The sequence below is a fragment of the Streptomyces sp. 4F14 genome, from assembly GCF_048159485.1.
In the GTDB taxonomy this organism is placed as follows: domain Bacteria; phylum Actinomycetota; class Actinomycetes; order Streptomycetales; family Streptomycetaceae; genus Streptomyces.
In genome coordinates, this window is the sequence record NZ_JBLRVY010000038.1 from 15,592 (window position 1) to 40,833 (window position 25,242).

Annotated in this window: 25 protein-coding genes; 8 read left to right on the plus strand and 17 right to left on the minus strand. The window is 72.2% G+C overall.

The window, feature by feature from the left end; genetic code table 11:
• The first annotated feature begins 39 nt into the window (after positions 1-39).
• Complete coding sequence (locus tag ACLZOT_RS43260) at positions 40-282, plus strand: acyl carrier protein (RefSeq protein WP_416974725.1); 243 nt, start codon at positions 40-42, stop codon at positions 280-282.
• Positions 279-1,505 (plus strand): beta-ketoacyl-[acyl-carrier-protein] synthase family protein, encoded by a 1,227-nt coding sequence (locus ACLZOT_RS43265; RefSeq protein WP_416974726.1) that lies wholly within the window; start codon positions 279-281, stop codon positions 1,503-1,505. Before ACLZOT_RS43260 ends, ACLZOT_RS43265 begins: the two co-directional genes overlap by 4 nt.
• A 64-nt stretch (positions 1,506-1,569) precedes the next feature.
• Here the strand turns inward: ACLZOT_RS43265 and ACLZOT_RS43270 are convergent, their stop codons facing one another.
• The 13 genes from ACLZOT_RS43270 to ACLZOT_RS43330 form a co-directional block, all read right to left on the minus strand.
• The gene (locus ACLZOT_RS43270; protein ID WP_416974727.1) at positions 1,570-2,385 is read right to left on the minus strand and encodes an ABC transporter permease; all 816 of its coding nucleotides are present in this window, start codon (positions 2,383-2,385) and stop codon (positions 1,570-1,572) included.
• On the minus strand, positions 2,385-3,155 hold the full coding sequence (locus ACLZOT_RS43275) for an ABC transporter permease (RefSeq protein ID WP_416974728.1): 771 nt from the start codon (positions 3,153-3,155) through the stop codon (positions 2,385-2,387). Before ACLZOT_RS43275 ends, ACLZOT_RS43270 begins: the two co-directional genes overlap by 1 nt.
• Positions 3,152-4,126, minus strand: coding sequence for an ABC transporter ATP-binding protein (locus tag ACLZOT_RS43280; RefSeq protein ID WP_416974729.1), 975 nt, complete (start codon positions 4,124-4,126; stop codon positions 3,152-3,154). Before ACLZOT_RS43280 ends, ACLZOT_RS43275 begins: the two co-directional genes overlap by 4 nt.
• Entirely contained in the window at positions 4,123-5,223 is a 1,101-nt protein-coding gene (locus tag ACLZOT_RS43285) for a hypothetical protein (RefSeq protein ID WP_416974730.1), read from the minus strand. The genes ACLZOT_RS43280 and ACLZOT_RS43285 overlap by 4 nt, the downstream gene beginning before the upstream one ends.
• Positions 5,220-6,017 carry a hypothetical protein gene (locus ACLZOT_RS43290; RefSeq protein WP_416974731.1) on the minus strand — a complete coding sequence of 266 codons (798 nt, stop codon included), beginning with the start codon at positions 6,015-6,017 and terminating at the stop codon, positions 5,220-5,222. Before ACLZOT_RS43290 ends, ACLZOT_RS43285 begins: the two co-directional genes overlap by 4 nt.
• Positions 6,014-7,243 (minus strand): M16 family metallopeptidase, encoded by a 1,230-nt coding sequence (locus ACLZOT_RS43295; protein ID WP_416974732.1) that lies wholly within the window; start codon positions 7,241-7,243, stop codon positions 6,014-6,016. The genes ACLZOT_RS43290 and ACLZOT_RS43295 overlap by 4 nt, the downstream gene beginning before the upstream one ends.
• Positions 7,244-7,582: 339 nt before the next feature.
• Positions 7,583-8,233: a 2OG-Fe(II) oxygenase gene (locus ACLZOT_RS43300; protein WP_416974733.1), complete on the minus strand. Its 651-nt coding sequence runs from the start codon at positions 8,231-8,233 to the stop codon at positions 7,583-7,585.
• 29 nt (positions 8,234-8,262) lie between these two features.
• The gene (locus tag ACLZOT_RS43305) at positions 8,263-9,081 is read right to left on the minus strand and encodes a helix-turn-helix domain-containing protein (protein ID WP_416974734.1); all 819 of its coding nucleotides are present in this window, start codon (positions 9,079-9,081) and stop codon (positions 8,263-8,265) included.
• Between the two features lie 299 nt (positions 9,082-9,380).
• On the minus strand, positions 9,381-10,442 hold the full coding sequence (gene truD, locus ACLZOT_RS43310; RefSeq protein WP_416974735.1) for a tRNA pseudouridine(13) synthase TruD: 1,062 nt from the start codon (positions 10,440-10,442) through the stop codon (positions 9,381-9,383).
• A 221-nt stretch (positions 10,443-10,663) separates the two neighbouring features.
• Positions 10,664-11,287 carry a 2OG-Fe(II) oxygenase gene (locus ACLZOT_RS43315; protein ID WP_416974736.1) on the minus strand — a complete coding sequence of 208 codons (624 nt, stop codon included), beginning with the start codon at positions 11,285-11,287 and terminating at the stop codon, positions 10,664-10,666.
• Positions 11,284-11,934 carry a hypothetical protein gene (locus ACLZOT_RS43320; RefSeq protein ID WP_416974737.1) on the minus strand — a complete coding sequence of 217 codons (651 nt, stop codon included), beginning with the start codon at positions 11,932-11,934 and terminating at the stop codon, positions 11,284-11,286. Before ACLZOT_RS43320 ends, ACLZOT_RS43315 begins: the two co-directional genes overlap by 4 nt.
• Positions 11,931-13,172, minus strand: coding sequence for an aminotransferase class I/II-fold pyridoxal phosphate-dependent enzyme (locus tag ACLZOT_RS43325; protein ID WP_416974738.1), 1,242 nt, complete (start codon positions 13,170-13,172; stop codon positions 11,931-11,933). Before ACLZOT_RS43325 ends, ACLZOT_RS43320 begins: the two co-directional genes overlap by 4 nt.
• On the minus strand, positions 13,159-14,487 hold the full coding sequence (locus tag ACLZOT_RS43330) for a B12-binding domain-containing radical SAM protein (protein WP_416974739.1): 1,329 nt from the start codon (positions 14,485-14,487) through the stop codon (positions 13,159-13,161). Before ACLZOT_RS43330 ends, ACLZOT_RS43325 begins: the two co-directional genes overlap by 14 nt.
• A 205-nt stretch (positions 14,488-14,692) precedes the next feature.
• Between ACLZOT_RS43330 and ACLZOT_RS43335 the strand changes: the two genes are divergently transcribed.
• From ACLZOT_RS43335 to ACLZOT_RS43345, 3 genes are all read left to right on the plus strand, one after another.
• Complete coding sequence (locus ACLZOT_RS43335; RefSeq protein WP_416974740.1) at positions 14,693-16,072, plus strand: hypothetical protein; 1,380 nt, start codon at positions 14,693-14,695, stop codon at positions 16,070-16,072.
• Between the two features lie 131 nt (positions 16,073-16,203).
• Positions 16,204-17,418 carry a hypothetical protein gene (locus ACLZOT_RS43340; protein ID WP_416974741.1) on the plus strand — a complete coding sequence of 405 codons (1,215 nt, stop codon included), beginning with the start codon at positions 16,204-16,206 and terminating at the stop codon, positions 17,416-17,418.
• Positions 17,412-18,149 carry a tyrosine-protein phosphatase gene (locus ACLZOT_RS43345; protein ID WP_416974742.1) on the plus strand — a complete coding sequence of 246 codons (738 nt, stop codon included), beginning with the start codon at positions 17,412-17,414 and terminating at the stop codon, positions 18,147-18,149. The genes ACLZOT_RS43340 and ACLZOT_RS43345 overlap by 7 nt, the downstream gene beginning before the upstream one ends.
• A 60-nt stretch (positions 18,150-18,209) precedes the next feature.
• Here ACLZOT_RS43345 and ACLZOT_RS43350 read toward each other — a convergent pair whose 3' ends face one another.
• The 4 genes from ACLZOT_RS43350 to ACLZOT_RS43365 form a co-directional block, all read right to left on the minus strand.
• Positions 18,210-19,307, minus strand: a complete 1,098-nt coding sequence (locus ACLZOT_RS43350; RefSeq protein ID WP_416974743.1) for an NmrA family NAD(P)-binding protein — start codon at positions 19,305-19,307, stop codon at positions 18,210-18,212.
• A 52-nt stretch (positions 19,308-19,359) separates the two neighbouring features.
• Positions 19,360-20,205: an alpha/beta fold hydrolase gene (locus tag ACLZOT_RS43355; RefSeq protein ID WP_416974744.1), complete on the minus strand. Its 846-nt coding sequence runs from the start codon at positions 20,203-20,205 to the stop codon at positions 19,360-19,362.
• Between the two features lie 259 nt (positions 20,206-20,464).
• Positions 20,465-20,758, minus strand: coding sequence for a putative quinol monooxygenase (locus ACLZOT_RS43360; RefSeq protein WP_416974745.1), 294 nt, complete (start codon positions 20,756-20,758; stop codon positions 20,465-20,467).
• Between the two features lie 244 nt (positions 20,759-21,002).
• Positions 21,003-21,965 carry a carbohydrate kinase family protein gene (locus ACLZOT_RS43365; RefSeq protein ID WP_416974804.1) on the minus strand — a complete coding sequence of 321 codons (963 nt, stop codon included), beginning with the start codon at positions 21,963-21,965 and terminating at the stop codon, positions 21,003-21,005.
• Between the two features lie 236 nt (positions 21,966-22,201).
• Between ACLZOT_RS43365 and ACLZOT_RS43370 the strand changes: the two genes are divergently transcribed.
• The 3 genes from ACLZOT_RS43370 to ACLZOT_RS43380 all read left to right on the plus strand — a co-directional run bounded on the left by ACLZOT_RS43370 (position 22,202) and on the right by ACLZOT_RS43380 (position 25,181).
• Entirely contained in the window at positions 22,202-23,218 is a 1,017-nt protein-coding gene (locus tag ACLZOT_RS43370) for a substrate-binding domain-containing protein (RefSeq protein WP_416974746.1), read from the plus strand.
• Positions 23,219-23,334: 116 nt separating this feature from the next.
• Complete coding sequence (locus ACLZOT_RS43375) at positions 23,335-24,348, plus strand: ABC transporter permease (RefSeq protein WP_416974747.1); 1,014 nt, start codon at positions 23,335-23,337, stop codon at positions 24,346-24,348.
• A complete protein-coding gene (locus ACLZOT_RS43380; protein WP_416974748.1) occupies positions 24,345-25,181 on the plus strand; it encodes an ATP-binding cassette domain-containing protein in 837 nt (278 codons plus the stop codon). The genes ACLZOT_RS43375 and ACLZOT_RS43380 overlap by 4 nt, the downstream gene beginning before the upstream one ends.
• The last annotated feature ends 61 nt before the right edge of the window (positions 25,182-25,242 follow it).

Consider the following 25,242-nt stretch of genomic DNA (forward strand, 5'->3'; position numbering starts at 1 on the left):
CCTCACCCCGACCCACTCCCACTCACTCACGGAGCAGCCATGACCACGTACACCGCCCTCGCGAAGATCCTCGTCGACGAGATCAAGGTCCCCGCCGACCTAGTCTCCCCGGACGCCTCCTTCCAGGAGCTGGAACTCGACTCCCTGGCCCTGGTGGAGCTGAGTGTCCTCATCGAACGCGAACTGGGGGTGGAGATCCCCGAGGACGAGTTGCAGGACGTCTCCTCCCTCTCCGGCCTGACGCGCCTGGTGGAGCGGCGGACGGCCGGGATCCAGGCGTGAGGGACCGTTTCGACACGGCCGTCACCGGTCTCGGCCTGGTCACCCCGGCCGGGATCGGTGTCGAGCGGAACTGGGCCGCCGTCCGGGCGGCGGCGGGCACCGCCGCCGCCCCCGATCCCGGGCTGGCGGACCTGCCGGTGGCGATCTCCTGCCGGGTGCCGGGCTTCGACGCGGAGGCTCTGCTCGGCGCCCGGCGGGCCCACCGCCTCGACCCCTTCGTCCGGTTCGCCCTGGTGGCGGCGTACGAGGCGGTGGCGGACGCCGGGCTCGACCCCGGCACCTGGGACGGCGCACGCGTCGGGGTGGTGCTGGGCAACGCCTCGGGCGGTACCCGGACCTTCGAACGGGAGCACCGGGTCCTGCTGGAGGAGAGACCGCAGCGGGTGACGCCGTTGCTGCACGCCCTGTACCTGCCGAACATGCTCGCCGGGCAGGTGGCGATCGAACTGGGGGTCACCGGCCCCAACCTGGTCGTGGCCACCGCTTGCGCGTCCGGTGCCACGGCCGTCGCGACCGCCCGTGACCTGCTCGCCCTGGACCGCTGCGACATCGTCCTGACCGGCGGCAGCGAGGCCCTGCTCACCCCGCTGGTCATGGCCGGGTTCGCCCGGATGGGCGCGCTGTCGCGGCGCTGCGACGACCCGGCGGGCGCGTCCCGTCCCTTCGACGCCGGCCGGGACGGCTTCGTCGCCGGGGAGGGCGCCGGCCTGCTCGTCCTGGAGCGGACGGCCGACGCCAGGGCCCGCGGCGCCCGGGTCCGCGCCCGGATCACCGGGTCCGGCACGACCGCCGACGCCCACCATGTGACCGCGCCGCACCCCGGCGGGGCGGGTCTGGAGCAGGCCGTCCGGCTGGCCCTCGCCGAGGCCGGTGCCGGCGCGCGCGACGTCGGGTACGTCAACGCGCACGGCACCTCGACGCCGCTCAACGACCGTGTCGAGGCCCGGACGCTGCGCCGGGTCCTGCCTTACGCGCCGCCGGTCAGCTCGACCAAGGGGGTCACCGGCCATCTGCTGGGCGCCGCCGGCGCCGTCGAGGCCGCCTACACGGTCCTCGCCGTGCAGTACGGCGTCGTCCCGCCCACCGCCAACCTCGTCACCCCGGACCCGGAGATCGACCTCCGGCTGCCGACCGCGCAGACGTCCGGCGCCATCGGGCTGGCGCTGAGCACGTCCATGGGGTTCGGCGGGCAGAACACCGTGCTGGCGGTGGCCCCCGGGTGATCCGAGAGAGGGACGGCCGGTTCGCGTGTCGTGCGAGCCGGCCGTCCCTCTCGGGTGTGCGGTGTCAGGCCGCGTAGTCGAAGGACCCTGTCCTCCTCCCCCGTGCCTGGACCACTCGGATCGCCAGCGACGCGAGGTACAGCCACAGGGCTCCGGTCAGGAGGGCGAGGGCGAGGGGGCGGGCGACGGAGGCCGCGGAGTGGCCGGCGATGATCTCGCGGATGGCGGCGAGGGAGTGGGTGAGGGGGAGCAGTCCGGCGGCCCACTGGACCCAGGCGGGCCAGAAGGTGACGGGGACCTGGACGCCGCAGACGGCCATCATGAGGAGGTAGGTGGTGTTGGAGACGACGTTGCGGGCGCCGGGCACGCCGATGACGACGGCGGAGAGAAAGAGGCCGACGCCGTAGGTGGTGAGGGCGGTGACGAGGACGAGGAGGATCAGCGCGGGGACCTGGGACCAGGTGGGGCGGACCCCGAAGGCGGGGGCCAGGGCGAAGAGGGTGACGAGGGCCGTGACGGCGCCGCTGACGGGTTGCTGGAGGCCGCGGCCGAACAGGACGGTGCCGAGGGAGGCGGGGGAGGCGGCCAGGAGGGGGAACGTGCCCTCCTGGCGTTCGCGGACGCCGTTCGTCGTGACCGTCATCGTCTCGATGACGCAGGCCATGACCGCGTTGCCGACGACGAGGTAGCGCGTGTGCTCGGGGGAGCCGATCAGGACGCCGATCAGGGCGAAGAACGTGACCTGGGAGAGCATGCGGCCGAGCCAGCCGATGGTCCAGGAGCGCCAGGTGTAGGTCTGGCGGAACTCGGCCGCCGAGGTGACGGCCGCGTACCGCACGACGTGCAGGTGGCCGGCGAGGTTTCGGGTCAGGGTACTCATCACACCTCGGAGAGGGTTCCGGCGGCGCGGGCCTGCCGCAGCGCGCGGTTGACGGCGAGCAGTCCGGCGAGGGTGCCGGCCAGTCCCAGGAGGGCGATGACGGCGAGGCTGAGCGCGGCGTCCGGGACGGGGGCCGGGGACAGGGACTGGCGCAGGAGTTCGGCGCTCCAGGAGAGGAAGACGGCCGAGGACAGCGGGCGCAGCCACTCCGGCAGCATCGAGACCGGCACCAGGACGCCGGCCAGCAGGTAGAAGGGGTAGGTGAGGGTGTTCTGCATGAGGCGGGCGCTGGGGGCGAGGACGAACAGCGCGGACATGAGGGTCGCGGTGCCGGCCATGGCGAGCCCGGAGGCGAGGACGCAGAGCACGAAGACGGTGCCGTGGACGACGGTCAGGTGGATCCCGAAGCCGTAGCGGGCCACCAGCCAGGCTTCGGCGAAGGAGACCATGCTGATCGTGGTGACGGCCCCGATCCGGCCGAGGACGACGAGGAAGAACCGGGCGGGCGTGGCGACGAGCGCCTCCAGGGTGCCCCAGGACCGCTCCCGGTTGATGACCTCGCCGGCGATGAGCAGGGTCATGTCCCACAGGGCCATGAGGACGGGTGCCAGGACCACGCCGGCGGCGAGGTCGCGCCGGCCGGAGTACTCGCTGATGGACAGCAGGACCATCGTCATCAGGGGCGCCCGGACGAGGATCAGCAGGACGTCGGGGCTGGTGCGGGCGATGGCGAGCTGGAAGCGGACGGCCCCCCACAGGGTGGTGATCACGCCGATACCCGCATCTTCCGGCCGCCGACGACCCTCAGGTACAGCTCCTCCAGGCCGGGCGGCCCGGTGCGGACGCTGCCGACGCCCGCGTCGACCAGCAGGGCGAGGACGAGGCGGGTGGCCTCGGCGCTCGCGGTGTCGACGCGGAGGTGTCCGCCGCGGGCGGGGCGTACGACGCTCACCTCGGGCAGGGCCTCGATCTCGGCGGCGAGCCTCGGGGGCACGGCGTCGGCCTCGACGCGCTGGCCGGTGAAGAGGCGGCGGGCCAGGTCGCGGGGGTCGCCGGTGGTGAGGACGCGGCCGTGGTCGATGAGGGTGACCTCGTCGCAGATCGCCTCGGCCTGGGCCATGTCGTGGGTGGTGATCAGGACGGTGCGGCCCTCGGCGCGCAGGGCGCGGACGAAGTCGCGGAAGTCGTCGGCGGCGACCGGGTCCATGCCGGTGGTCGGCTCGTCGAGGAGCAGTACCTGAGCGTCGCCGATCAGGCCCCGGGCCAGGTGGAGGCGTTGTTTCATGCCGCGGGAGAAGCCGTTGACCCGTTCGTCGGCGCGGTCGGTCAGGCCGACGCGGTCGAGGAGGTCGGCCATGCGGGTGCGCAGTTCCCGGCCGTGCAACCCGTGCAGGGCGCCCCACAGTTCGAGGTTCTGCCGGGAGGTCAGACGGCCGTACAGTCCCCGGTCGCCGCCGAGGACGAGGCCGATGCGGCGGCGGATCTCGCGGGGCCGGTCGGTGACGCCGAAGCCGAGGACGCGGGCGGTGCCGGAGGTCGGCAGCAGGGTGGTGGAGAGGATCTTGCACAGGGTGCTCTTGCCGGCGCCGTTGGGGCCGAGGAGGCCGTGGACAGTGCCGGGGGCGATCGTCAGGTCCAGGCCGTCCAGGGCCGTCAGGGTGCGCGCGCCCGCACCCCGTCCGACGGTGAACTCCCGGCGCAGGCCGACGGCTTCGACGGCGGGCGGGCTGGTCGTGGTCACCGGGTGGCCTCCAGGCGGTCGAGGGCGGCGAGCGCCGTGGCGTGGTCGGCCCGGCTGACGACCTCGCCGCACACGAGGAGGAAGTCGCCGAGCGGGGTACGCAGGAGACCGACGCCGTCGGTGTCGTGGCGGACGGCTCGGTCCACGGGGCTCTGGCGCCGGTTCAGGCGCAGGCCGGCCACGGGGATTCCGGCGTCCAGGCGGCCGTCGACGGTCGTCGTGTCGTGCGGCCCGGCCGGGCGCGGGGTGGCTTTCCTGCGGGCGAGTTCGGCCGCGGCCGGGGCGCTCAGGGGGGTGCGGTAGCTGTCCAGGGGGGCCTGGGCGCCGTCCTGGACGTAGGTGAGGAGTTCCAGGAGTTCGGGGGCGAGGAGGTGGGCTTCGGCGGCCTCGGCGAGGGTGGCAGGGTCGGGCGGGCGGTGGGTGAGGATCATCAGGACGTCCACCGCGTCCTTGGCGTGGAAGGGGCGCTGGAAGCGTTCCTCGGCCAGGGAGAGGAGGTCGGCGAGGGTCTGGTCGGCGGGGAGGGCGAAGCGTGGGGGGACGGTGCCGTCGAGGTCGCCGGGGAAGGCGACCGTGCTCAGCTCGACGCTGTACGGCCGGTCCAGGAGGGCGTCCTCGGCCGGCCACTTCAGCCCGAGGGTGACGTCGGTGCGGCCCTCGTACCGGGTCAGGGCCAGGTCGACGTCCTCGACCGGGGCCCGGTCGGCCACCGTCCGCGCCGCCCGCCACAGCTCGTCCTCGGTCTCCAGGCCGAGGTCCAGGTCGCCGACGGGGCGCAGCAGGTCCGGCGGGTACCAGCGGGCGACCGAGGGGCCCTTGGCGATCCGGACGCCGGGTACGGCGGCCCGTACCGCGTCGTACAGGTCCGCGTACGTCTCGGCCCGGGTCCGGGCCCGGCTCAGTTCGTCCCGGGTGCCGGTGCCCAGCGGTACGCCTTCCCTGGCCGCCGCCGAGATGAGCAGCTGGGGCAGCCGGGGGGAGACGAGCCGGCCCCGCCGGATCAGTTCCCGGCCGCTCTCGTGGTCCTGGAGGCCGAGCAGCCGGTACAGCATCTCCAGGGTGACGTCGGGGAGGGTGTCCGTGCGGGGTCCGGTCATGGCTGGGTCTCCGGTCGCGGGGCGGGGGCCCACCAGTAGGCGTGGTCGATGCTCCAGCCGGTCTCCAGGAGCCTGGTGACGATGCGCCAGGTGTCCTTGCCGGTCCCCTCGGGGCCGTTCGTCGCGGTGTGGACGACGTTGCCGATGAGCGGGCGGCCGAGGGCGTGGGCGTGGGCGGCGGCGGCCCGGGTCAGCGCGGCCGTCGCGAGCCGGCCGTCGGGGGCGCCGTCCACGAGGATGTCGACGAGTTCGACGAACGCCTCCCCGGTGGTCTCGTCCTCCTGTTCGGTCAGCAGCGTCGCGTGGCCCACGGTCCGGCCCGCGTGCCGGGCCAGCAGGGAGACCCGGCCGGGCAGGGCGTACAGGTTCGCGGCCTCGGTGCGGGCCACGTCCTCGGACACCGGGCGCCGCATGTCCGTGCCGGCGGCGGTGAACGCCTGCGCGAGCCAGAGCCGGACGAGTTCGCCGTCGGTGTCCCCGTCCGCGAGGCCCACCTCGGGTCCGCCCGGCACCGGGGGGAGTTCGCCCGCGCAGCGTACGTACGTCAGGTGGCGGCGCCAGGGCGCGGCGGGTTCCACCGCGGGCGGGGTCCGCAGCAACGTGCTCTCGGCGCCGGGGTGTTCGCGGTGCAGGGCGGCGCACAGGGTCTCCAGGAGCGCGGGGTCCTTGAGGACCCGTTCGCCGGCGTCCTGGATCAGGATGTGCCGCTCGCCGGTGACGGGGTCGGTGTAGGGGCCCGCGGTGACCTCGGCGAGGAGTTCCCCGGTGTCGGCCGGCCCCTCTTCCGTGTTCACGCCGCCTCCGGGCGGACGGCGACGGCGAGGTCGCCGCGGAGGGTGGCGGCGGCGCGGGCGACCTGGGCCGGGGTCACCGCGCGCAGAGCGGCGCGGGCCTGGTCGAGGGACCAGTCGGCGGTGCCGCCGCGGATGCCGAGGGCGGTGAGGCGGGCGCGTTCGATGGGGGTCTCGCCCTGGGTGACGAGGCGCATCTCGGCCTTGCGCCGGGCCACCGCGAACTCCTCGTCGGGTACGCGTCCTTCGGCCAGGTCCGCGAGGAGGCCGTCGACGATCTCCACCAGTCGGCCCACCGCCTCGGGCTCGACGCCGACGAGCAGCCGCCAGACGCCGGCCTCGGTGTAGAAGCGGCTCCAGGACTCGAAGGCGTACGACAGGGCCTCCTCCACGCGCAGTTTCCGGTAGAGGAGGGAGGAGGGGCTGGAGCCGAGCAGCATCGACAGGACGGTGTACGCCTCCTTGCCGGCGCCGTCGAGGGCCGGGGAGCGGCCGGCGAAGCAGGTCCAGGCGAAGTCGGGTCCGGGGGTGCCCGGCGGGGTGAGGTCGGGGGCGGGGAGGGGGAGCGTGGGCGCGAAGGGGGAGGCGGTGCCGGGGTCGGGGAAGGTGGCGAGGAGGTCGTCGATGCCGTCGACGGGCCGCGGGCCCACGACGACGAGGGCCATCGGCCCGGTCAGGAAGCGGGTCCGGTACTCCTCCTCGACGTCGGCGGAGGTGAGGGCCCGCAGTTCGTCGATCCGGCCGCCGATCGGGCGGCCGATGGGGTGGCCGGGGAACAGCTTCTCGAAGACGACGTCCTGGACGAGGTCGGCGGGGTCGGCGGCGGCGGTCACCATCTCCTTGACGACGACCTCGCGCTCCAGGTCGAAGACCTGCTCGTCGAAGACGGGGTCCAGGACGGAGTCGAGCATCATCGCCGTGGTCTCCCGCGCGTCCTCGGCGGCGACCTGGGCGTGGAAGAGCATGGTCTCCAGGCCGGTTTCGGCGTTGGTGGTGCCGCCGCGGCGTTCGACCCATTCGGCGAAGGAGGGGCGGCCCGCCTTCGGCAGCGAGAAGAGCAGGTGTTCCAGGAGGTGGGCGACGCCGCAGCGGCCCTGGGGGTCGAGCCGGGCGCCGTAGCCGACGGACAGGCAGACGCTGGTGGTCTCCAGGTTCGGGTCGAGCAGGCTGACCACCTGAGGGCGGACGCGCTCCGCGGTGGTCGGCGGTTTCTCTCCGGCGGTGAGCATCCGGATTCCTTCCTCTCGAGTATCTCGAATATGTCGAAAAAAGAGGGCCATAAAAACCAAGCGGTGCCGCCACGGTTACCTCGTGGCGGCACCGCTAGCCCCTAGGGGCTGTCAGGCCGTGGTTCAGGCCTTCTTCGTGACGACCTTCTCCAGGCGGGGGGAGACGAGGGTGACGGCGTTGCGAGTCATGTTTTTCTTCCTTTCATCGTTGGTTTTCGTCGCCGGGGTTTTCGGTTTTTCCTCCGCCCCGTTGCGGCGACAAGTAATTTCTATCAGCGTCCGGAGAGCCCCCTCAAGGGACAAGGCCCGAACATTCCATGGCACGGAACGAATTCGTTCTCAGGCGGCCGTGAGGTGCAGGAGAAGTACCTTTCGGTCCTCTTTTGCGGCCTCGGAGACGGGCGTGACGGAGTGCCAGGAGTTCTCCGAGGGGCACAGGACGATGGACTCGCCGGCCAGGGGAAGGATCCGCCGGGTGACGTCGTCGGGGGCGGCGGAGCCGAGGACCTGGAACTGGCCCTGGTTCGCCACGGGCCAGTCGGCGTTGAAGTACCAGGTCTGGGTGACGAGTTTGTCGGCGCGGTCGGTGTGGGGGTCGATCCAGGCGCCCGTCGAGTAGCGCACGGCCCTGATCTCCAGCCGGGCGCGGGAGACGTCCTTGCCGATCAGTTCGCCGAGGGTCCTGCGGTAGTCGGCGGACATGAGGGTGCGGACGAGGTCCCGCCACAGGGGTGTGAGCTGCCGGAACCCCTCTTCGACGGCCTCGTCCTCGTCGACGAGGGTGAGGTTGTCCGTGCGGTACCCCTTCTCCCCCGGCCGGCCTGCGGTGCGTTCGGTGCGGGTGAAGCCGGTGTCGGGGAACTCCTCGACGAGCCGGCCGAGGGCGGGCTGGGGCAGCGTGCCGTGCACGGTGCCCCAGACGAAGGGCGAGGAGTGGAGGGTGGCGCCGCGCAGGGCGTCCAGGTCGACGGGTGGGGCCGGGGTGTTCATGGGGGGATGTCCTTTCGGTTCCGGTGGTTCTAGGCGGCGCCGCTGACGCCCGCGGGGGCGGTGCGGAAGTCCGGCAGGGCCGCGATCTGTGCCGCCAGTTCCTGCGCCGTACGGTGCAGTTCACGGGCGAGGAGGGTCCGGTTGCCCTGGTCGGCGGCGCTCAGCGCGGACAGTGCGAGGACCACCCCCGCGCCGGGCAGCCGTACGGGGCAGGCGAGTGCGGCGCAGGCGTGGACGGCGTCGTCGAGCCGCATGACGGGGCCGGCGGCGGGCGGAGTGCCCGCCGGGCCGAGCGCCCGGAGGGCGGGGTTCTCGGGAGCGGCGGCGGGCCCTTGGCCGAGGGGGTGGGCGAGCACTCTGCGGGCGCTGAGGTCGACGATCTTCTCCCGTCCGTCGGACGCCCTGGAGGTGCCCACGCGCAGCAGATGGACGATGTCGCGGCCCCGGGCGACGGAGAGGCAGACCAGGGAGGTTCCGGTGACGCGGCGCAGGTTCTGCAGGTGGGGCTGGGCCAGGACGCGGATCTTCTGGTCGCGCTGGAGCCTGCCGCCGAGGACGAACATCTGCCGGCCCAGGACCAGCCCGCGCTGGCCTCGTTCGAGGAAGCCGGAGTCCAGCAGTTCGGCGATGAGCCGGTGGGCGGTGGGTTTGGGCAGGCCGACGCGGCGGGCGATCTCGGCGAGCGTGAGTTCCACGTCGTTCGCGCCGAACGCGCTGAGGATGGCGAGCCCCCGCGTCAGCATGGAGTCGCGTTTGCGGTGGCCCCGCAGTCCGTGCGCCCGGTCGAGCAGTACGGTCCGCTCGGGCTCGGAGCCGGTCACCGCCCGCTCACCTCTCGCCCTGCCCATGCGGGCGAAGAAAAGTGATGAAGCGCGATATGTGCCGAGGTGGGGCGGCCGTTTTCTGGCATGGGGGGACTCCTGGAATTCGGCGGAGTTGAAGGAAGAGCGAGCACCGGTGCGGGCGGTGCGGGAGACGTCCGGTCTGCCGGGGCGTCTCGTTCCCTTTCGAGTCTGCCGTCGGCGAAGGCCCGCCCGGAAGGCCGCTGGAACGGCGGAACCGGCCTGGCCGTTTCCGGCCGGGACAACCGAAAGCGGCCCCTTTCCTCCCGTACTTCGGGGGGAAAGGGGCCGCGGCCCGGCGGAGTTCAGCTCGCGGTGAGCACGGCCCGCTGCGCGTGGGCGAGGCGGAGCAGGAACTGCGAGACGGCGTTGGTGGCGTAGGCGCCCGAGGGGAGCATGAAGGAGACCGCGCACTTCCACAGCCCGCCGAACATGTCGTCGGGTTCGACGTCCCGCACGGTGACGACCGTCTGCAGGACCGTCGGCCGGCGCGAGACCGTGCGGCGCAGCGCGCCGTCGGACCAGCGCCACTTGTCGTACTCCAGCTCGGGCAGTTCGTCGAGCAGGCCGAGCAGGGGCCGGGCGGTGGTGGGGTAGGTGTAGCCGAGCCCTTCGCGTTCGGTCCGCACGACCTCGGGGCCGTGCTGTTCGAGGAGCCGGCCGAGCCGGTGGTTCCACAGGTACGAGGAGTGCGCCGTCCGGTAGAAGGCGGCCACCCGCTGGTCGAGCCCGGCGAAGAACTCCTCGGCGGAGCCGGTGTGTTCGAGCGCGAGGCCGCCCTCGTGGGACTCGGAGGTGCGCAGCAGTTCGAGGGCGAGCTCCGGGTCGCCGTCGAGGAGGGCCTGACCGATGAGGTGGGTGACCTTGGGGCCGCCCGCGACGCCGAAGCGCTGGGTGTCGTAGTGGTTGGCGAACAGGAGGGGTGCCTCGCCGCGCGGCACCGCCTTGAGCCGGTCCGCCTCGTCGGCCTCCAGACCGCGCAGCGTCAGCAGGAAGGCGTTGCCCAGGAGTTCGCCGATGCCCAGGCGCCGGGCGCCGACTCCGGCGTGGCCCAGGGCGAGCCAGCGGCCCGTGCCGGGGGTCCAGCGCCGGTTGAACGCGTCGAGGAGCGCGGACGGCACCTCGGCCGCGACGGACAGGGTCTGCTCGGTGACGCCGTCCTCGTCCTTGAGGCCGGCGGCGGAGACCGCGTCGGCGGGGAGGGCGAGGTGGCGGGCGATCAGGTCCATCGCCTCGAAGGTGGTGAAGCCCTTCTTGCGCAGGTTCAGATAGGTGTGGCCGGGGTCTGCCGAGGTCCGTTGCGGAAGGGCCATGACCTCCCGCACGACGAAATCCTCGGGCACTGCTTTCACGACAGGGTTTCCCATGGAGATTCCTGGAGTTCGAGGCGGGACCGGGGGAAAACGGACCGGCGAGACCGGTAAGCCGCGGAACCTGGGCGCGCAGCGTTCCCGCGCTCGTTCCGAGGGCAGGGAATAAGGGGTGTTCACGCCGGTTCCGGGCGGCTTTCCGATCTCGCCGGTGTCTTCGACGTTACCGTCGCCCGTATCGGCGCGGCAGCGGCGGTTTCGTACGGTGGAACGGGATATCACTCGGGGCGGTGGAAAATCACCTGGGCGGAGAGCCGTACCGCGTCGGGGTTTCCGGGGCGGGCTTTCTCCACGGCGTGCCAGGACGTCTCGCCGCGCACCAGGACGACGCTGGAGTTGTGGACCGGGGTGATACGCCGGACCACGTCGCCCTCGTCCTGCGAGCCGAGGAGCAGCAGGCTGCCGCCCCAGGACGCGGACCAGGGCTCGTTGAAGTAGAAGACGTGGGTGACGAGCTTGCCCGGCTTGTCGACGTGCGGGTCGAGCCAGCAGTCCGGCGGGTAGCGCCAGAGGTTGACCTCGACGGGGCAGGACTCCACGGGCAGCCCGGTCAGCGCGGCGAGGCCGGCCCGGTAGCGGGCGCCGGTCACCTCGCGGACGAACTCCCGCCAGGGCTGCGGGAGTTCACCGGCCGGCTCCGGGTGCAGGGGACGCGTCCACATCGTGTACGTCTTGTCCGGGTCCTGTCCGGCGACCCGGGTGAACCCGGTGCGCGGGAACGTCTCGCGCAGCCGTGCGGCCGTCTCGGCCGGGAACGTCTCGGGCAGGTGGTGGTAGGGGAAGGGCACGGTCTCACTGCGGGCGTAGGCCAGCAGCACCGGGTCGTGGGTCAGCGGTGTCATCGGTCCTCCTGGGGGCGGGAGGCGGCGGGCCCGTCCGGGCCGCCGCAGGTGCACGGGGTCTGCTCCGGCAGCGGCCCGGCGGCGCCGGGGTGGGCCCGCAGCAGGGCGGTCAGCTCGCGCTGCGCCGTACGTGCCGCGCGCCGCGACCGGCAGACGACGACCCGGCCGTCGAACGCGGCCAGCAGCCGCCGCAGTTCGACGAGTTCGCGGCGCCGGAAGCCCAGGACCTTGCGCAGCAGCGCGGGCAGGTCCCGCACGGGCGGGTCGGCCGCGTGCAGGCCGCGGGGCAGGTACTCGCCGTCGGCGCCGTGGTGGCGGCGCAGGCGGCGGCTGCGCCGTACGACCTGCCAGGCGCAGACGAGGACCGGCAGGTCGAGCAGGACGACGATCTCGGCGCGGGCGAGCCGCTCGGGGACGGTGTCGAGGTGGTTGCCGTCCACGATCCACCGGTCGCCGCTCGCCACCCCGGCGACCGTGCGCCGCCACTCCTCGGGCAGAGGGCGGCGCCAGCCGGCCCGCCAGTACAGGTCGTCGAGGTGGAAGACGGGGATCCCGGCGGCGGCCAGGCCGTGGCAGAACGTCGACTTGCCGCTGCCGGGGCTGCCGAGGACGGCGACCCGGCCGGCCGGCGGCGCCGGCTGCTTCATCGCGCACCCCGTCCGTCGAGCACGTCGACGACCCGGCGCATGACGGGCCGGTCGGCCAGCGAGATCCGCAGGCACTCCCCGAGGCCGGGCAGTCCGGTGAACGCGCGGGTCCTGAACCCGGCGTCCAGCAGGGCCCGTTCGGCGCGCGCGGGCTCGGTGGCGGAGCCGGTGTGGAAGGTGACGAAGTTCCCGCCGGGTTCGAGCCGCCGCCAGCCGGACCTGACCTCCTCGACGGCGCCGGCGAACTCGTCGCGGATGGCGCGTACGTCGTCCCACACCTCGGCGAACTCCGCCGTGCGCTCCAGGAGCCGGGACAGCAGGGCGAGCGCGGGTCCTGAGACCGTGCTGTCCGGGCGGTAGGCGGTGAGGTGGCCCGCGATGTCCTCGCCCGCGAGGACGGCGGCGATGCGGGCGCCGGCCAGGGCGTGGGACTTGGAGTGGGAGCGGACGACGACGAGGTGGGGATGGCCGGCGAGCAGCGGGGCGTGCGTCACGCCCGCGTAGGCGCCGTAGCACTCGTCGATCACCAGCAGATGCCCGTACCGCTCGCACGTCTCGGCGAGGAGGGCGACCTCGGCGGGCGCCAGCGGCAGCCCCGACAGGCCGGCCGGGTTGGTGAGCGCGACGACGGACGGCGGGTGGGTGCGGACGGCGTCGAACAACTCGGCGTTGTCCAGCCGGGGAGGCCGCCCCCGCAGCTGGCGTACGGCGGTCACCGGCACGCCGCGCAGCCGGGCGTAGTGCTCCCACGCCTCGAACGCCGGCTGCGGCACGATCAGCCGCCCCGCGGGCACCGCGAACGCGTCGACCAGCATGCCGATCGCGCTGTCGGAGCCCGCGGTGAGGACGACCTGCCCGGCGTCGACCCCGTACCGGGCACCCACCTGGGCCCGCACCCGGGTGAGGACGGGGTACGACCGCGCGTCGGCCGGGGTGAGCGCCCTCGACGCCTCGGCGACCAGCCGGTCGGCCAGCGGGTGCTGAAGCTCGCAGCTCTTCAGATTGACCCCGGCGAAGCGCTGCCGGGGCGGATGACCGAGGGTCAGGGCACGGGCGTGGACGGGGAAGCGGGGGACGAGGGGGGTGGCGGGGGCAGCGTCCGCGAGGCCGGCCGGCGCGGGCGTCGCCCCGACCGTCCCGACCGTCCCGGCTGCCCCGGCCGTCCTGGCGGCCCCGACTGCCCTGCCCGGCCCGGCCACCCCGGCCGCCCTCGCCGTCACCGTCTCACGCCGCGTCATGGGCCGTGTGCTGCGGGACGGCCTCGTACACCGTCGTCAGCCGGTCCTCGTGGCCGAACATGTACCCGTACCACTCGCGTGCCAGCGGGTCGCCGGGTTCGGCGAGGAGCTGGCGGTTGTAGCGGCTGATCTGCAAGGGGGTCAGGTCGGCGGGGATGCCGTGGTACGGGGTGTACATGGTGGGGCGTACGCGGGCCCCGGTGCGCCGGGCGACGTCGAGGGTGCGGGCGACTCCGGCGGGGGTGGTGCCGGGGAGGCCGACGATGACGAAGGCGTTCAGCTCGATGCCGGCGCGCTCGCACCAGCCGGCGAGCGTGCGGAACTTCTCGTCCTCGATCTGCTTGGCCCGCGGCAGGGTGCCCTGGCTGTCGGGTTCGAGGGTCTCCAGGCCGACCGAGATCCGGACGCAGCCCGAGGCGCCCATCAGCGTGACGAGTTCCTCGTTGAGGTGGTGGATGGTGGTGGCGCATTTCCAGCGCGGTTTCAGTTCGCTCTGCTGGAAGCGGGCGCACAGTTCCTTCACCCAGCGGCGGTCCAGGGTGAACGTGGGCGCGTAGAAGGCGACGTACTCGAAGGGGTGGCGGGCGAAAGCGTCCTCGATGTACTGGACGGTCCTCTCCACCGACAGGCGGCGTTCCTTGAGCCCGAATATCGAGGGCACTTCGCAGAAGTCGCAGCCGATGGGGCAGCCGCGCGCGGCCGGCACGACCAGTTCGCGGCGGAAGGGGATGCCGCAGAACTTGTGGTCGTCGCGGGCGTAGAGCCGGTCGTAGGCGGCGTAGGGGATCTCGTCGACGTCCGGCAAAGTCCACTCCTCGGCCGGCAGCGTCCCGCCGGGCAGGTGCGGGTCGTGCCACTGCCCGGCCGCCCGCACGGCGACGCCCGGCAGCGGTCCCTGGGGCCAGTTCTCCCGCGCGACGGCGTCGACGACCTGGGCGACCCCGCACTCGTAGTCGCCGGACCGGACGATGGCGTCCAGGTCGTAGCGCTTGAAGTAGCCGGGGTTCATGCTGCTCAGGCGGCCGAACGTGACCAGGCGGCTGCGCGGCGACAGCTCCCTCGCGTAGGCGATGAACCGCTCCAGACCGTCGACCGCGTCGAAGTCGTTCATCACGGCGACGACGTCGTAGTCGCCCTGGAAGAGCAGATCGCCGACCGCCTTCCAGTTCATGTTCAGCACCCCGGCGTCGCGCACGTCCACGCGGGTCACCCGGGGATCGCGCCGCAGGTGGCCCGCGGTCATGAACGCGGGCGTGTGATGACCGGCGTTGAAGTAGCTGGGGACATGAGGCGGCCAGATGACCAGTACCTTCATGGATTCACTCCTGCCTCGTACCTTTCCCAGGATGCTGGTGCGGATCGGGGCCGTACGGAATCCGGGGTTTCTCCCGGCGGAACGCCTTGTGCCGCGCTTTCGGGAAAGCGCGTTCCACCGCGCGAAACCCGTTCCGTCCGTAAATGCGCGTGCGCCCTAGGGTTCCCAGGACTCCGGCATCCCCCCGTAGGAAAGGACCCCTTTCATGCGCACTGCAGCGCCTGTGATCACGGCCCCGCGTACGGCCGAGGCCGCGCCCGACAGCTGGGAGCTCTCCCGGACGCGGACCCCGTCCTCGGTGCGCGTGGGCGTCTCCGGGTTCAAGCACCTCCTCGTCCCGGCCCTCGCCGCCGCCTGCCTCGCGGACCGGCCCTGGGTGATCTCCAACGTGCCCGACATCGCCGACACCCGGGTCCTGACCGCGCTGCTCGGCGGGGCGGGGGCCGCCGTCACGCACGACCGGCGGGCGGGCACGGTCCGCGTCCTCGCCGGGGAGCTGAGCGGGCACCGCATCCCGGACGAGCTGTCCGCGCAGGTGCACGGCGGGGTCTACCTGCTGCCCGCGCTGCTCGCCGCGACCGGCAGGGTCGTGTCGGGCCGGCACGGCGGCTGCCGGATCGGCGCAGGCTCGGCGGGCGCGCGCCCGCTGTCCCACATCGCCGCCGTGATGGAACGCTTCGGCGCCCGCACCGACCTGTCGGACGGCGCCTTCAGCGCGACCGCGCCGCTGTCCGGGCTGCGCGGCACCGTCGTCGACCTCGCCGACTTCGCCGTACGGGAGCCGGTGACCGGCACCCTCACCGGGCCGTACTACTCGGGGGCGACGAAGACGGCGCTGCTGCTCGGCGCCGTCGCGTCCGGCACGACCGTGCTGCGCGAGCCGTACCCGAAGGCCGATGTGCTGGAGCTGGCGCGGGCGCTCGGCTCGGCCGGGGTGCCGGTGCGGATCGGGGCGGACGAGATCGAGATCGAGGGGCGGGGCGGACCGGTCGGCGGCACTGAACTGCGGCTGCCGTCCGACCTGATGGAAGTGGTCACGATGATCGCCCTGTCGGTCTGCCTCGACACCGGGTCACAGGTGCGGCTCGACCGCCCCGACGCGGTGCGCGCCGGGCTCGCGCCCGAGCTGGCGGTCCTGGCGGCCATGGGCATCCCGATGGCCTGGGAAGGGGACACGCTGCACGTCGGGCGGGTGCGGCGGATCGAGCCCGTCGAGGTGGTCGCCGCCTCGCACCTCGTCTACAGCGACGCCCTCGCCCTGCTGGTGCCGGTGCTGCTGCGGGCGTCGGGGACGTCCGTGCTGACCGACCTCGTGTGGGGCTCGCGGTTCGGGTACGCCGAGGGCCTGCGCGCGCTCGGCGCCGACCTCACCGTCTCCGGGTCCCGGCTGACCGTGCGGCCCAGCACGCTGAGCCTCGCGGCCGGGGATCTGCGCGGGGGTGACCTGCGGGCCGTGATGGCGCTGGTGATCGGCGCGCTGACGGCCGGCGGGCGCCATGTGGTGCACGGGGTGGGGCATCTGGCGCGCGGCTACGAGAACCTGCCGGCCAAGCTGCGGGCGTTCGGGGCGGACGTGCGGGGATGAGCCCGGTCCGTGTTCCGGGCTGTGGAACGCCCCCTGCCCGCGGCGGACCCGGTGCCCAGGATGAAACGTGGCCGCTTCGGGCCGGGCGGCGGGCGTCCGGCCGTGCGAGAACCGCGAAAGGAAGGCCCCTTGTGACGGGAAACCCGCGCACCACCCTGCTCGACGAACCGGCCGTGTCCCCACCGGGTGAGGTCTTCACCCTGTCGCGGTGGTTCGCCCGGCTGTCCGTCGCGAGCGAGCTGCCGGAACTGAACGCGTTCCTCACGGCGCTGCTCGGACCGTACTTCGTGCCGACCGCCGGCGCGGATCCCGGCGCGGTCACCGTATCGGTGCGCTGCTCGCCGGAGCTGCCCGTCGCCCGCGGCGACCTGGACGCCGTGCCGCGCAGCCCGCAGCTGTGGCTCGACGAGGACGGGCCCCGCATGGTCGTCCTGGAGCATCTGAGCGACACGATGGTGACGCTGCGGGACATGGAGGAGGACAGCGATCCGGTCCTGATCAGCGTCAACCGCGGCGAGCGGGCCGTGCGCCTCGACATCGCCGAGGACACGCCCAGGTCGCGGCGGGCCGTCGTACGGCTGGTGGCGTTCCTGCTCAGCGCGCAGCTGCACTCCGGCGGGGTGCCGGTGCTGCACGGGTCCGCCGTCGCGCGCGGCGGACAGGCCGTCGCCGTGTTCGGGAACAGCGGTTCCGGCAAGTCGACGCTCGCGTTCCTCGCGTCGACGCTGGCCGGCTGGGACTTCGTCTCCGACGACACCCTGCTCGCCTGGGACGAGGGGCCCGGCGGACCGCTCGCGGTGAGCGGGGCACCGCGCCGGCTCGGGATCGGGGTCGGCGCGCTCGCCGGGCATCCGGCGCGGGAGGGGTTCGAGACGCATCCGCTGCGGCGCTACGGCGACGCTCCCGTGGGGCCGCTGCCGATGCCCTCGGCGAACTCGTGGTCGCGCGAGGGGCGGGTGCGGCTGTACTGCGACATCGACGAGTTCACCGCGATCACCGGGACGCGGTGCGCGCAGCACGCCGAGCCGGCCGGGATCGTCCTGCCCGTCGCCGATCCGCACATGAGCGGGTGGACGGTGGCGGCGGACACCTCCGGCGATCCGGTGCCCGAGCTGGAGCCGACCAGCGGGCGTGCCCTGCGGTACTTCGTCGACTACCTCGGCATCCTCGCGCCCCGGCCCTTCGACGCGCGGGCGCGGGCCCGGGTCCTCGACGGGCTGGGCCGGCTGCCCCGGGTCCGCGTGCGGTACGGGCCCGACGTCAACGCCGACTTCCCGCGGTTCTGGGCGGAGGTGACGGAGGCTCTGGGGCTGGCCTCCGCTTCCGGGGAGAGGCGGCCATGCTGATCTGGAACGTGGAGTCCGAGGCCGTCGGCGTCAACTTCCGGGAGGTCCGCGCGCGGGGGCTGCGGCCCGGCCGGCTGTTCCGCTGCGGGTACGTCAGCGCGTGCACCCCCGAGGACGCGGCCGTCCTGCGGGACCGCTACGGCATCCGTACGGTCATCGACCTGCGCAGCGCCCGCGAGACCGCCGCGTACGGGCCCCCGCAGTCCCTCATCGACGCCGGCCTCGACTGGGTCCAGGCCCCCCTGACCGGCTACTCCGGCGCCGCGGTGGCCGCACCCCGCCCGACCACCGCGGACGTCGTCCGCTACTACCACGGCATCCTCACGGACGCGTACGACGCCTGCTGGCCCGGCCTGTTCACGGCGCTGGCCCTGGCGGCCCCGGAGCCGTTCCTCGTCTGCTGCCACTTCGGCAAGGACCGCACCGGGCTCGCCGTCGCCTCCGTCCTCGACCTCCTCGGCTGTCCCCGCGACGACATCGCCCGCGACTACGCCGAGAGCGCCCGCGACCTCGTCGCCCAGGTCGACCGCTTCCAGGACAAGTGGCTGCGCCGGGGTCACACCCGCGACGACTACCTCCACCGGATGCAGGTCCGCGACGAGACGATGCACACGCTGCTCTCCGAGGTACGCGAACGGCACGGGGGCCTCGTGCCGTTCCTCAGCCGCCGAGGCGTGTCACCGACGGCCCTGGCGACGGTGCGCGCCGAACTGTCGGCGCCGGGGGCCTGACCGGAAGCCCCCGGCACCACGACCGGCCGGCTCGCGACTCCCGCGAGCCGGCCGGTCCGTCTACAGCTTGCCCGTCCTGAAGTCCGCGCTGCTCTTGAGGACCGCGGAGTCCATGGTCCAGCTCTCCGGCTGGACCCTTTCCCAGAGGCTCCCCTTGCCGGATTCCCTGCCCGACCGGTCCTCCCTCCGGAACCATTCTTCAGCGGTCCTGATCCTGTCGGGGTGGATCTCGTCGAGCAGGGCGTAGTCCCGGGTGATGATTCCGTGCTTCCACACGTTCCAGAATCCGGTGAAATTGTCCCGGAAGCTCATGGTGCTCTTGTCGTCGGGGTCGGCGTTGTATCCGGCGGGATGATCAGCGATTCCCGTCAGGTCCGGATGGCTCCAATAGGTGTCCAGATCGGTGTCGATGTACCGTGCCGGGTGCCCGGTGACCTTCTCGAAAGCCGCGGCCATATCGGCATAGGTCATGTGCTCGATGGCGACTTCCAGGTCCATGCCGTTGGCCCGTTCCGGGTGGTCGAAGAGCCAGCGGACATAGAATCCGCAGTCCTCAAGAGACACGTGCGGGACGGCCCCCTCACCGAGCGGGACCCGCCAGGTGACGACCCCGTCCTCGACCGAGGGCGTCATGGGCGTGAGCGGCGAGATCACCATCTCGATGTAGGGGCCGGAGGTGAAGACCGCCGCTCCCATCCGGTCCCTGTTCTTCTCGTTCTGGAACAGCACCCATTCGGCCATGCGACCCTTTCCGTCGTAGTGGCCGGTGCGGAACCTGGAGTCGTAGCCCGACTTCTTGAGGGCGTAGTCGAGGTTTCCGTAGACGAAGAACTTGATGCCTTCCTCGATCGCGATCTCATATGTACGGATGGCCCAGTAGGTCTCCGTCTTCTCTCCGGTGTTGAACCCGTCGATGTTGACGAACACCCCGTCACAGCCGCGGAACCCTTCGCGCAGTACGTCCTCGTCGGCGAATGTCCCTTCGAGGAGGGACACATTGCCGAGCGCGAGGAGCTCCTGGGCCCGGGGCGAACCGGCGTCCCGGGTGAGGACCTTGACGGAGTATTTCTTGTCGGCGACGAGAGCGCGGACGATGGGGATCCCTTGTGCCCCGGTTCCGCCGATGACGAAGATGGTGGAAGTGGCATGCGAGGACATGTTCATCGACTCCTGGATTGTCTGTACGAGTTTCAGGACCGTTCGGTCTCTGTCAGGCCACCGCGTTCAGCAGGTCGGCCACCACGGTCGGCCGCTCCAGCGAGATGAAGTGGTCCGCTCCCGGCACCTGCGTGAATTCGGCGGCGGGAAGCAGCCTCTTGTTGGCCTCCCGGTCCGCTGCGCGCGACCAGTCGTTCTCGCCGTAGACGAGGTGGACGGGGGCCTTGACCTGGGGGTAGCGCGAGCGGGCCGCGATGAGGCTGGGCATGTTCCGGTACAGGGCGCGTGCGACGGCCGGGAAGCCGGGACGTCTGCCCGAGCGGAGAAGCTCGTCCAGATAGTCGTCCCGGAAAGCGGCCTTGTCGCCGACGCCGCCCTGAAGGATCCTGCGCAGGACGGGCCTGGGCTCCTGCTCGGCGATCAACCTGCCCACTCCCGGAGCGATGATCCCGCCGATCACCACGCGCGCGAGGACACTGGACCGGGCGATTCCGTCCCGGTAGTCGTACGGGTTCACCGAGACCACGCGCCGTACCCGCTCCGGCATGTCGGCCGCGGCGGTCAGCGCGAGCACTCCGCCGAGGGATTCTCCGGCCAACGTCACATCGCGCAGGTCGAGTTCGGTCAGCAGCCGCTCGACGCCCGTACGCAGCGCCGGCTCTTCGTACGACGCCCCGGGCACGATCTCGGAGTACCCCATCCCCGGCAGGTCGAGGGCGTACACGGTGTACCGCTCCGCGACCAGCGGGATGAGGAGCCGGAAGTGCTCGGCCTGCGTGCGCAGAGTGTGCAGCAGGACCAGGGGGGCACCGGTCCCCGCCTTGAGGTAGCGCAGGGTTCCCTCGCGGGCGTTGCGTGGGGCGAGGGTGTGGGTGGTGGTGCCGGGGATGTGAATCATGGGCCATGGCTCCTGGTCGGGCGGCGGAGGCGGGGCGACGAAGACGTCGGCACCTTCAAAGCGGTCACGGCCCCACAGGGCGGAAACCGATCGGTTTCCACCACCGTAAACCGATCAGTTTCCAAGCGCAAGCCCATGCCGGAGCCCGGTGTTGCCCGCCGACCGCTCAGGCCCCCAGGAACGACCGAGGGCCGGTTTCGGATGCTTCCGAAACCGGCCCTGAACTGCGACTCGTACGAGGTCCCGGGACGGAGAGGCGTCAGGTGACCGCGTCCAGGAAGGTCAGCACCGAGGCGTCCTCCTCGATCAGCGAGGCGAGAGCGGCGTTGAACGGGCCGCCGTACGGAGCCTTCAGGTGCGCCTGGAAGGCGTCCTCGTCCCGGTACACCTCGAAGATCCAGTAGGCGCGCGGGTGGGACGCCTTGGTGTAGACGTCGAAGACGAGGTTGCCCTCTTCCTCGCGCACCTTCTCGGCGTACTCCAGGATCAGGCGGGTGACCTCGTCCTCCGCTCCCTCGCGGGCGGTGAACTCGGCGAGCAGGGTCTTCTTCACGGGCTGTGTCCTTCGGTCGGGGTCAGTCTCGGTAGGAGTCGAGGTGCCGGACGCGGGCCTGGCCGAGCTTCACCGAGCCGTTGTCGATGACGGGGTCGCCCGGGCACTCGGTCCGGAGAACGCCCTCGGTCGTTCATCCGGTCCTTCTCCGGCGTGAAGGGGAACTGGGGCCGCTGATGGGGGAGATCCGGCCGGTGCGTCAACGGTCCGGCCGCGATGCCCTGTTGAGCAGCCCACCCGCCCGTCAGGCGCCGTCGGCCGCGGCGAACGGCCCCAACTGGTGCTGCCACGGCGGGTTGGGGCCGGCGACCGAGCAGGTCAGGGCCGCCACGCGGGCACCGAAGCGGCAGGCTTCCTCGACGTCGTCCAGGCGGAGTTCCGTCAGCCGGCCGCCCAGCAGCCCGCGAGCGCCGAGGTGGTGCAGCAGCCCGGCGGTGAAGGAGTCCCCCGCACCCACCGTGTCGACGACGCGCGTCGCCACGGCCGGCACCTGGACCTGTTCACCGTCGAGCGAAGCCAGGGCGCCCCCGGCACCGCGCGTGATCACGACGAGCCGCGCCCCGGCCGCATGCCAGATGCCGCACGCCCGCTCGGGCGAGGTGCCCGGCAGCAGCAGTTCCAGATCGTCCTCGCTCAGCCGCAGCACATCGGCGAGGTCGCACCAGCGCGCCAGACGGGCGCGATAGACGGCGGGGTCCACCAGCAGCGGCCGGACATTGGGGTCGATGCTGACGGTCGCCCGGGGAGCGGCCGCCGCCAGGAAGTCCTCCACCGCCGCCGCGCCGGGCTGCCGGACCAGGGCCAGGGATCCGGTGTGCACACAGGCGGCCCCGGAGAGGTCGACCCGTGCCAGCTCCTCGGCCGTCCACTGCCAGTCGGCGGTGTTCTGCGCGTGGAAGGAGAACGCGGCCTGCCCCTGGTCGTCCAGCTCCGCCACGGCCAGGGTGCTGGGCTCCGCGGCCGCGACGGCGTACGACAGGTCCACCCCGGACGCCTCCAGGTGGGCCCGGAACAGGCGCCCGAACACGTCGCCGGACAGTCGTGCGAGGAAGCGGGCGGGGGTGCCGAGGCGGGCCAGGGACACCGCCGTGTTCGCGGGTCCGCCGCCCGGCAGTACGCGCAGGGCGAGTTCGTTCGAGGCGCTCGCGGGCTCGGCGAAGGCGTCCGCGACGCACTCCCCCAGGACGGTGATCTGACGCGGGTTCACGGGCTGCTCTTCTCTGCGGACGACGAGGCGGACGACGAGGCGGAAGCGGGCGCGGACCGGGCGGGCCGCGGGGGCGTTACGGACTTGTGTCCCGCGCAAGGCATTGACGTTGCCGGGAGGCGGAGTCCATCATCCTGGCCAGGCAGTGTCAACGATGACATAAGTCAACGATGACACCCCGGGCGGCGTGCTCCGAACCGAACGCCGTGCCGCTCGCGATCTCACAGGAGTCGATCATGCCCCGTACCACTCGCCTGCCCTCCTCCCTCCTCGGAGTCGCCGCTGTCACGGGCGTCGCGGCCCTCACCCTGACGGCCTGCGGTTCCGGCTCCGGAGCGGGCTCGTCCAGCTCCGGGTCGGGCGGCGTCAAGGTCGGTCTGATCACCAAGACCGACACCAACCCGTTCTTCGTGAAGATGAAGGAGGGCGCGGAGAAGGCCGCCAAGGAGAACGGCGCCGAACTGGTCACCGCCGCGGGCAAGTTCGACGGCGACAACGCCGGTCAGATCACCGCCGTCGAGAACATGGTCGCCTCCGGCGTGAAGGGCATCCTGATCACTCCGAGCGACTCCAAGGCCATCGTGCCCGCGATCGAGAAGGCCAAGGCCAAGGGCGTCCTGGTCATCGCCCTGGACACCCCGACCGAGCCTCAGAGCGCGGTCGACGCCCTCTTCGCCACCGACAACGTCAAGGCCGGTGAGCTGATCGGCGCGTACGCCAAGGCCGCCATGAAGGGCAAGGCGGCGAAGATAGCCGCCCTCGACCTCGCGCCGGGCGTCTCCGTCGGCGTCCAGCGGCACGACGGCTTCCTGAAGGGCTTCGGCGCCACCGACAAGGACGTCGCCTGCGCCCAGGACACTGGCGGCGACCAGGCCAAGGGCCAGACGGCGATGGAGAACTGTCTCCAGAAGGAGCCGGACATCAACGTCGTCTACACCATCAACGAGCCCGCCGCCCTGGGCGCGTACACCGCGCTCAAGGCCAAGGGGCGGGAGAAGGACGTACTGATCGTCTCCGTCGACGGCGGCTGCACCGGCACCCAGGCGGTCAAGGACGGCAAGATCGCCGCGACGTCCCAGCAGTACCCGCTGAAGATGGCCGCCGAAGGGGTCAAAGCCGTCGTGGCGTACGCCAAGGACGGCAAGAAGGCGTCCGGTTACACCGACACGGGCGTCACGCTGATCACCGACAAGGCGCAGGCCGGGGTCACGTCCAAGGACACCGTCTACGGCCTGGAGAACTGCTGGGGCTGAGCCGCCCCCTCCCTTCTCCCGCAACCCCTCAGACGGGGCGGCCGGCCCCTCCTCCCCGACCGTGGGGAAGGCCGCCCCTCGTTCCCAGGGACTCTGTCTTCCGACAAGGACTTCGCATGACCGCCACGTCCACGCCTCCGAGCGCGTCCTCGCCGTACGCCGGACTCACAGCGCCGAGCACGGCCCGCAGGCTGCTCACGGCGCCCACCACCGGCCCACTGGCAGCCCTCCTCCTGGCCTGCGCCTTCTTCTCCTTCTCGACCGAGCAGTTCCTCACGGGCGGCAACTTCTCGCTGATCGTGCAGCAGGTCATGGTCGTCGGCACCCTCGCCATCGGCCAGACCCTGATCATCCTGACGGCGGGCATCGACCTGTCGTGCGGTGCCGTCATGGCCTTCGGCAGCATCATGATCGCCAAGATGGCCGCCGAGGGCTCCTTGCCCCCGCTCGCCGCCATCGCCCTGGGTCTGGTCGTCTGCGGCGGCTTCGGGCTGCTGAACGGGCTGCTGGTGCAGAAGATCCCGCTGCCGCCGTTCATCGTCACCCTCGGCATGCTCAACGTGGCGTTCGCGCTGACCCACATCTACTCCGAGGAGCAGACGGTCACCAACCTGCCGGGCCCGCTGACCGCGCTCGGCGAGACCTTCCCGCTGGGCCACACCGACATCACGTACGGCTCGCTGGTCACCATCGGCCTGTTCCTCGCCTTCGCCTACGCGCTGAGCAACACCGGCTGGGGCCGGCACGTCTACGCGCTGGGCAACAGCCAGGAAGCGGCCCGGCTGAACGGCATCCGCACGGGCCGGCTCACCATCGGCATCTACACCGTCGCCGGCGTCCTCTACGGCATCGCGGCCCTGCTGCTGATCTCCCGCACCGGAGTCGGCGACCCGCAGGCCGGGCAGACCGACAACCTCGACAGCATCACGGCCGTGGTCCTCGGCGGCACCAGCCTCTTCGGCGGACGCGGCTCGGTCCTGGGCACCTTCATCGGCGTCCTCATCGTCGGTGTCTTCCGCAACGGGCTCCAGTTGATGGGCGTCGCCTCCATCTACCAGACCCTGATCACCGGTGTTCTCGTGATCCTCGCGGTGACCGTCGACCAGATCTCCCGGAAGAAGGCCCGATGAGCACCACCTCCTCCCCCACACCCGTGCTCCAGGCGCGCGGGCTGGTCAAGCGCTACGGCCATGTCACCGCCATCGACGGCGCCGACTTCGACCTGATGCCCGGCGAGGTCCTCGCGGTCATCGGCGACAACGGCGCCGGGAAGACCAGCCTGATCAAGGCGCTCACCGGCGCGGTGGCCCCCGACGAGGGCGAGATACGCCTCAACGGGAGGCCCATCACCTTCTCCGGTCCGCAGAGCGCCCGCACCCACGGCATCGAAACGGTCTATCAGGACCTCGCCGTGGCCGCCTCCATGGACATCGCCTCGAACATGTTCCTCGGGCGCGAACTGCGCCGCCCCGGCGTCCTCGGCAGCGTCTTCCGCATGCTGGACAAGAAGCGCATGCGCCAGGAGGCCGCCGAGCACATGGCTGATCTGAAGATCGGGCTGCGCTCGCTGACGCAGTCGGTCGAGACACTCTCCGGCGGCCAGCGCCAGGCGGTCGCGGTCGCCCGTTCCGTGGCCTGGGCGCGCAGCGTCGTCGTCATGGACGAGCCCACCGCCGCGCTCGGCGTCAAGGAGTCGGGGCAGGTCCTGGATCTCATCCGCCGCGTCCGGGACAAGGGCATGCCGGTCGTCCTGATCAGCCACAACATGCCGCACGTCTTCGAGATCGCCGACCGGATCCACGTCCACCGGCTCGGCAAGCGCGCCGCCGTGATCAAGCCGTCCGACTACTCCATGGCGGAGGTGGTCGCCATCATGACCGGCGCGCTCACCGTCGACGCGGCCGGAGCTACTGTCGTAGCGGACTCGGAGGCCGCGAAGGCCGCCGGAGTACAGGCCACCTGACAGCACGATCCCGCTCTCACCGTTTCCGGCCGAGGCCGCGGCCGGAACCGAGAGCCCACAG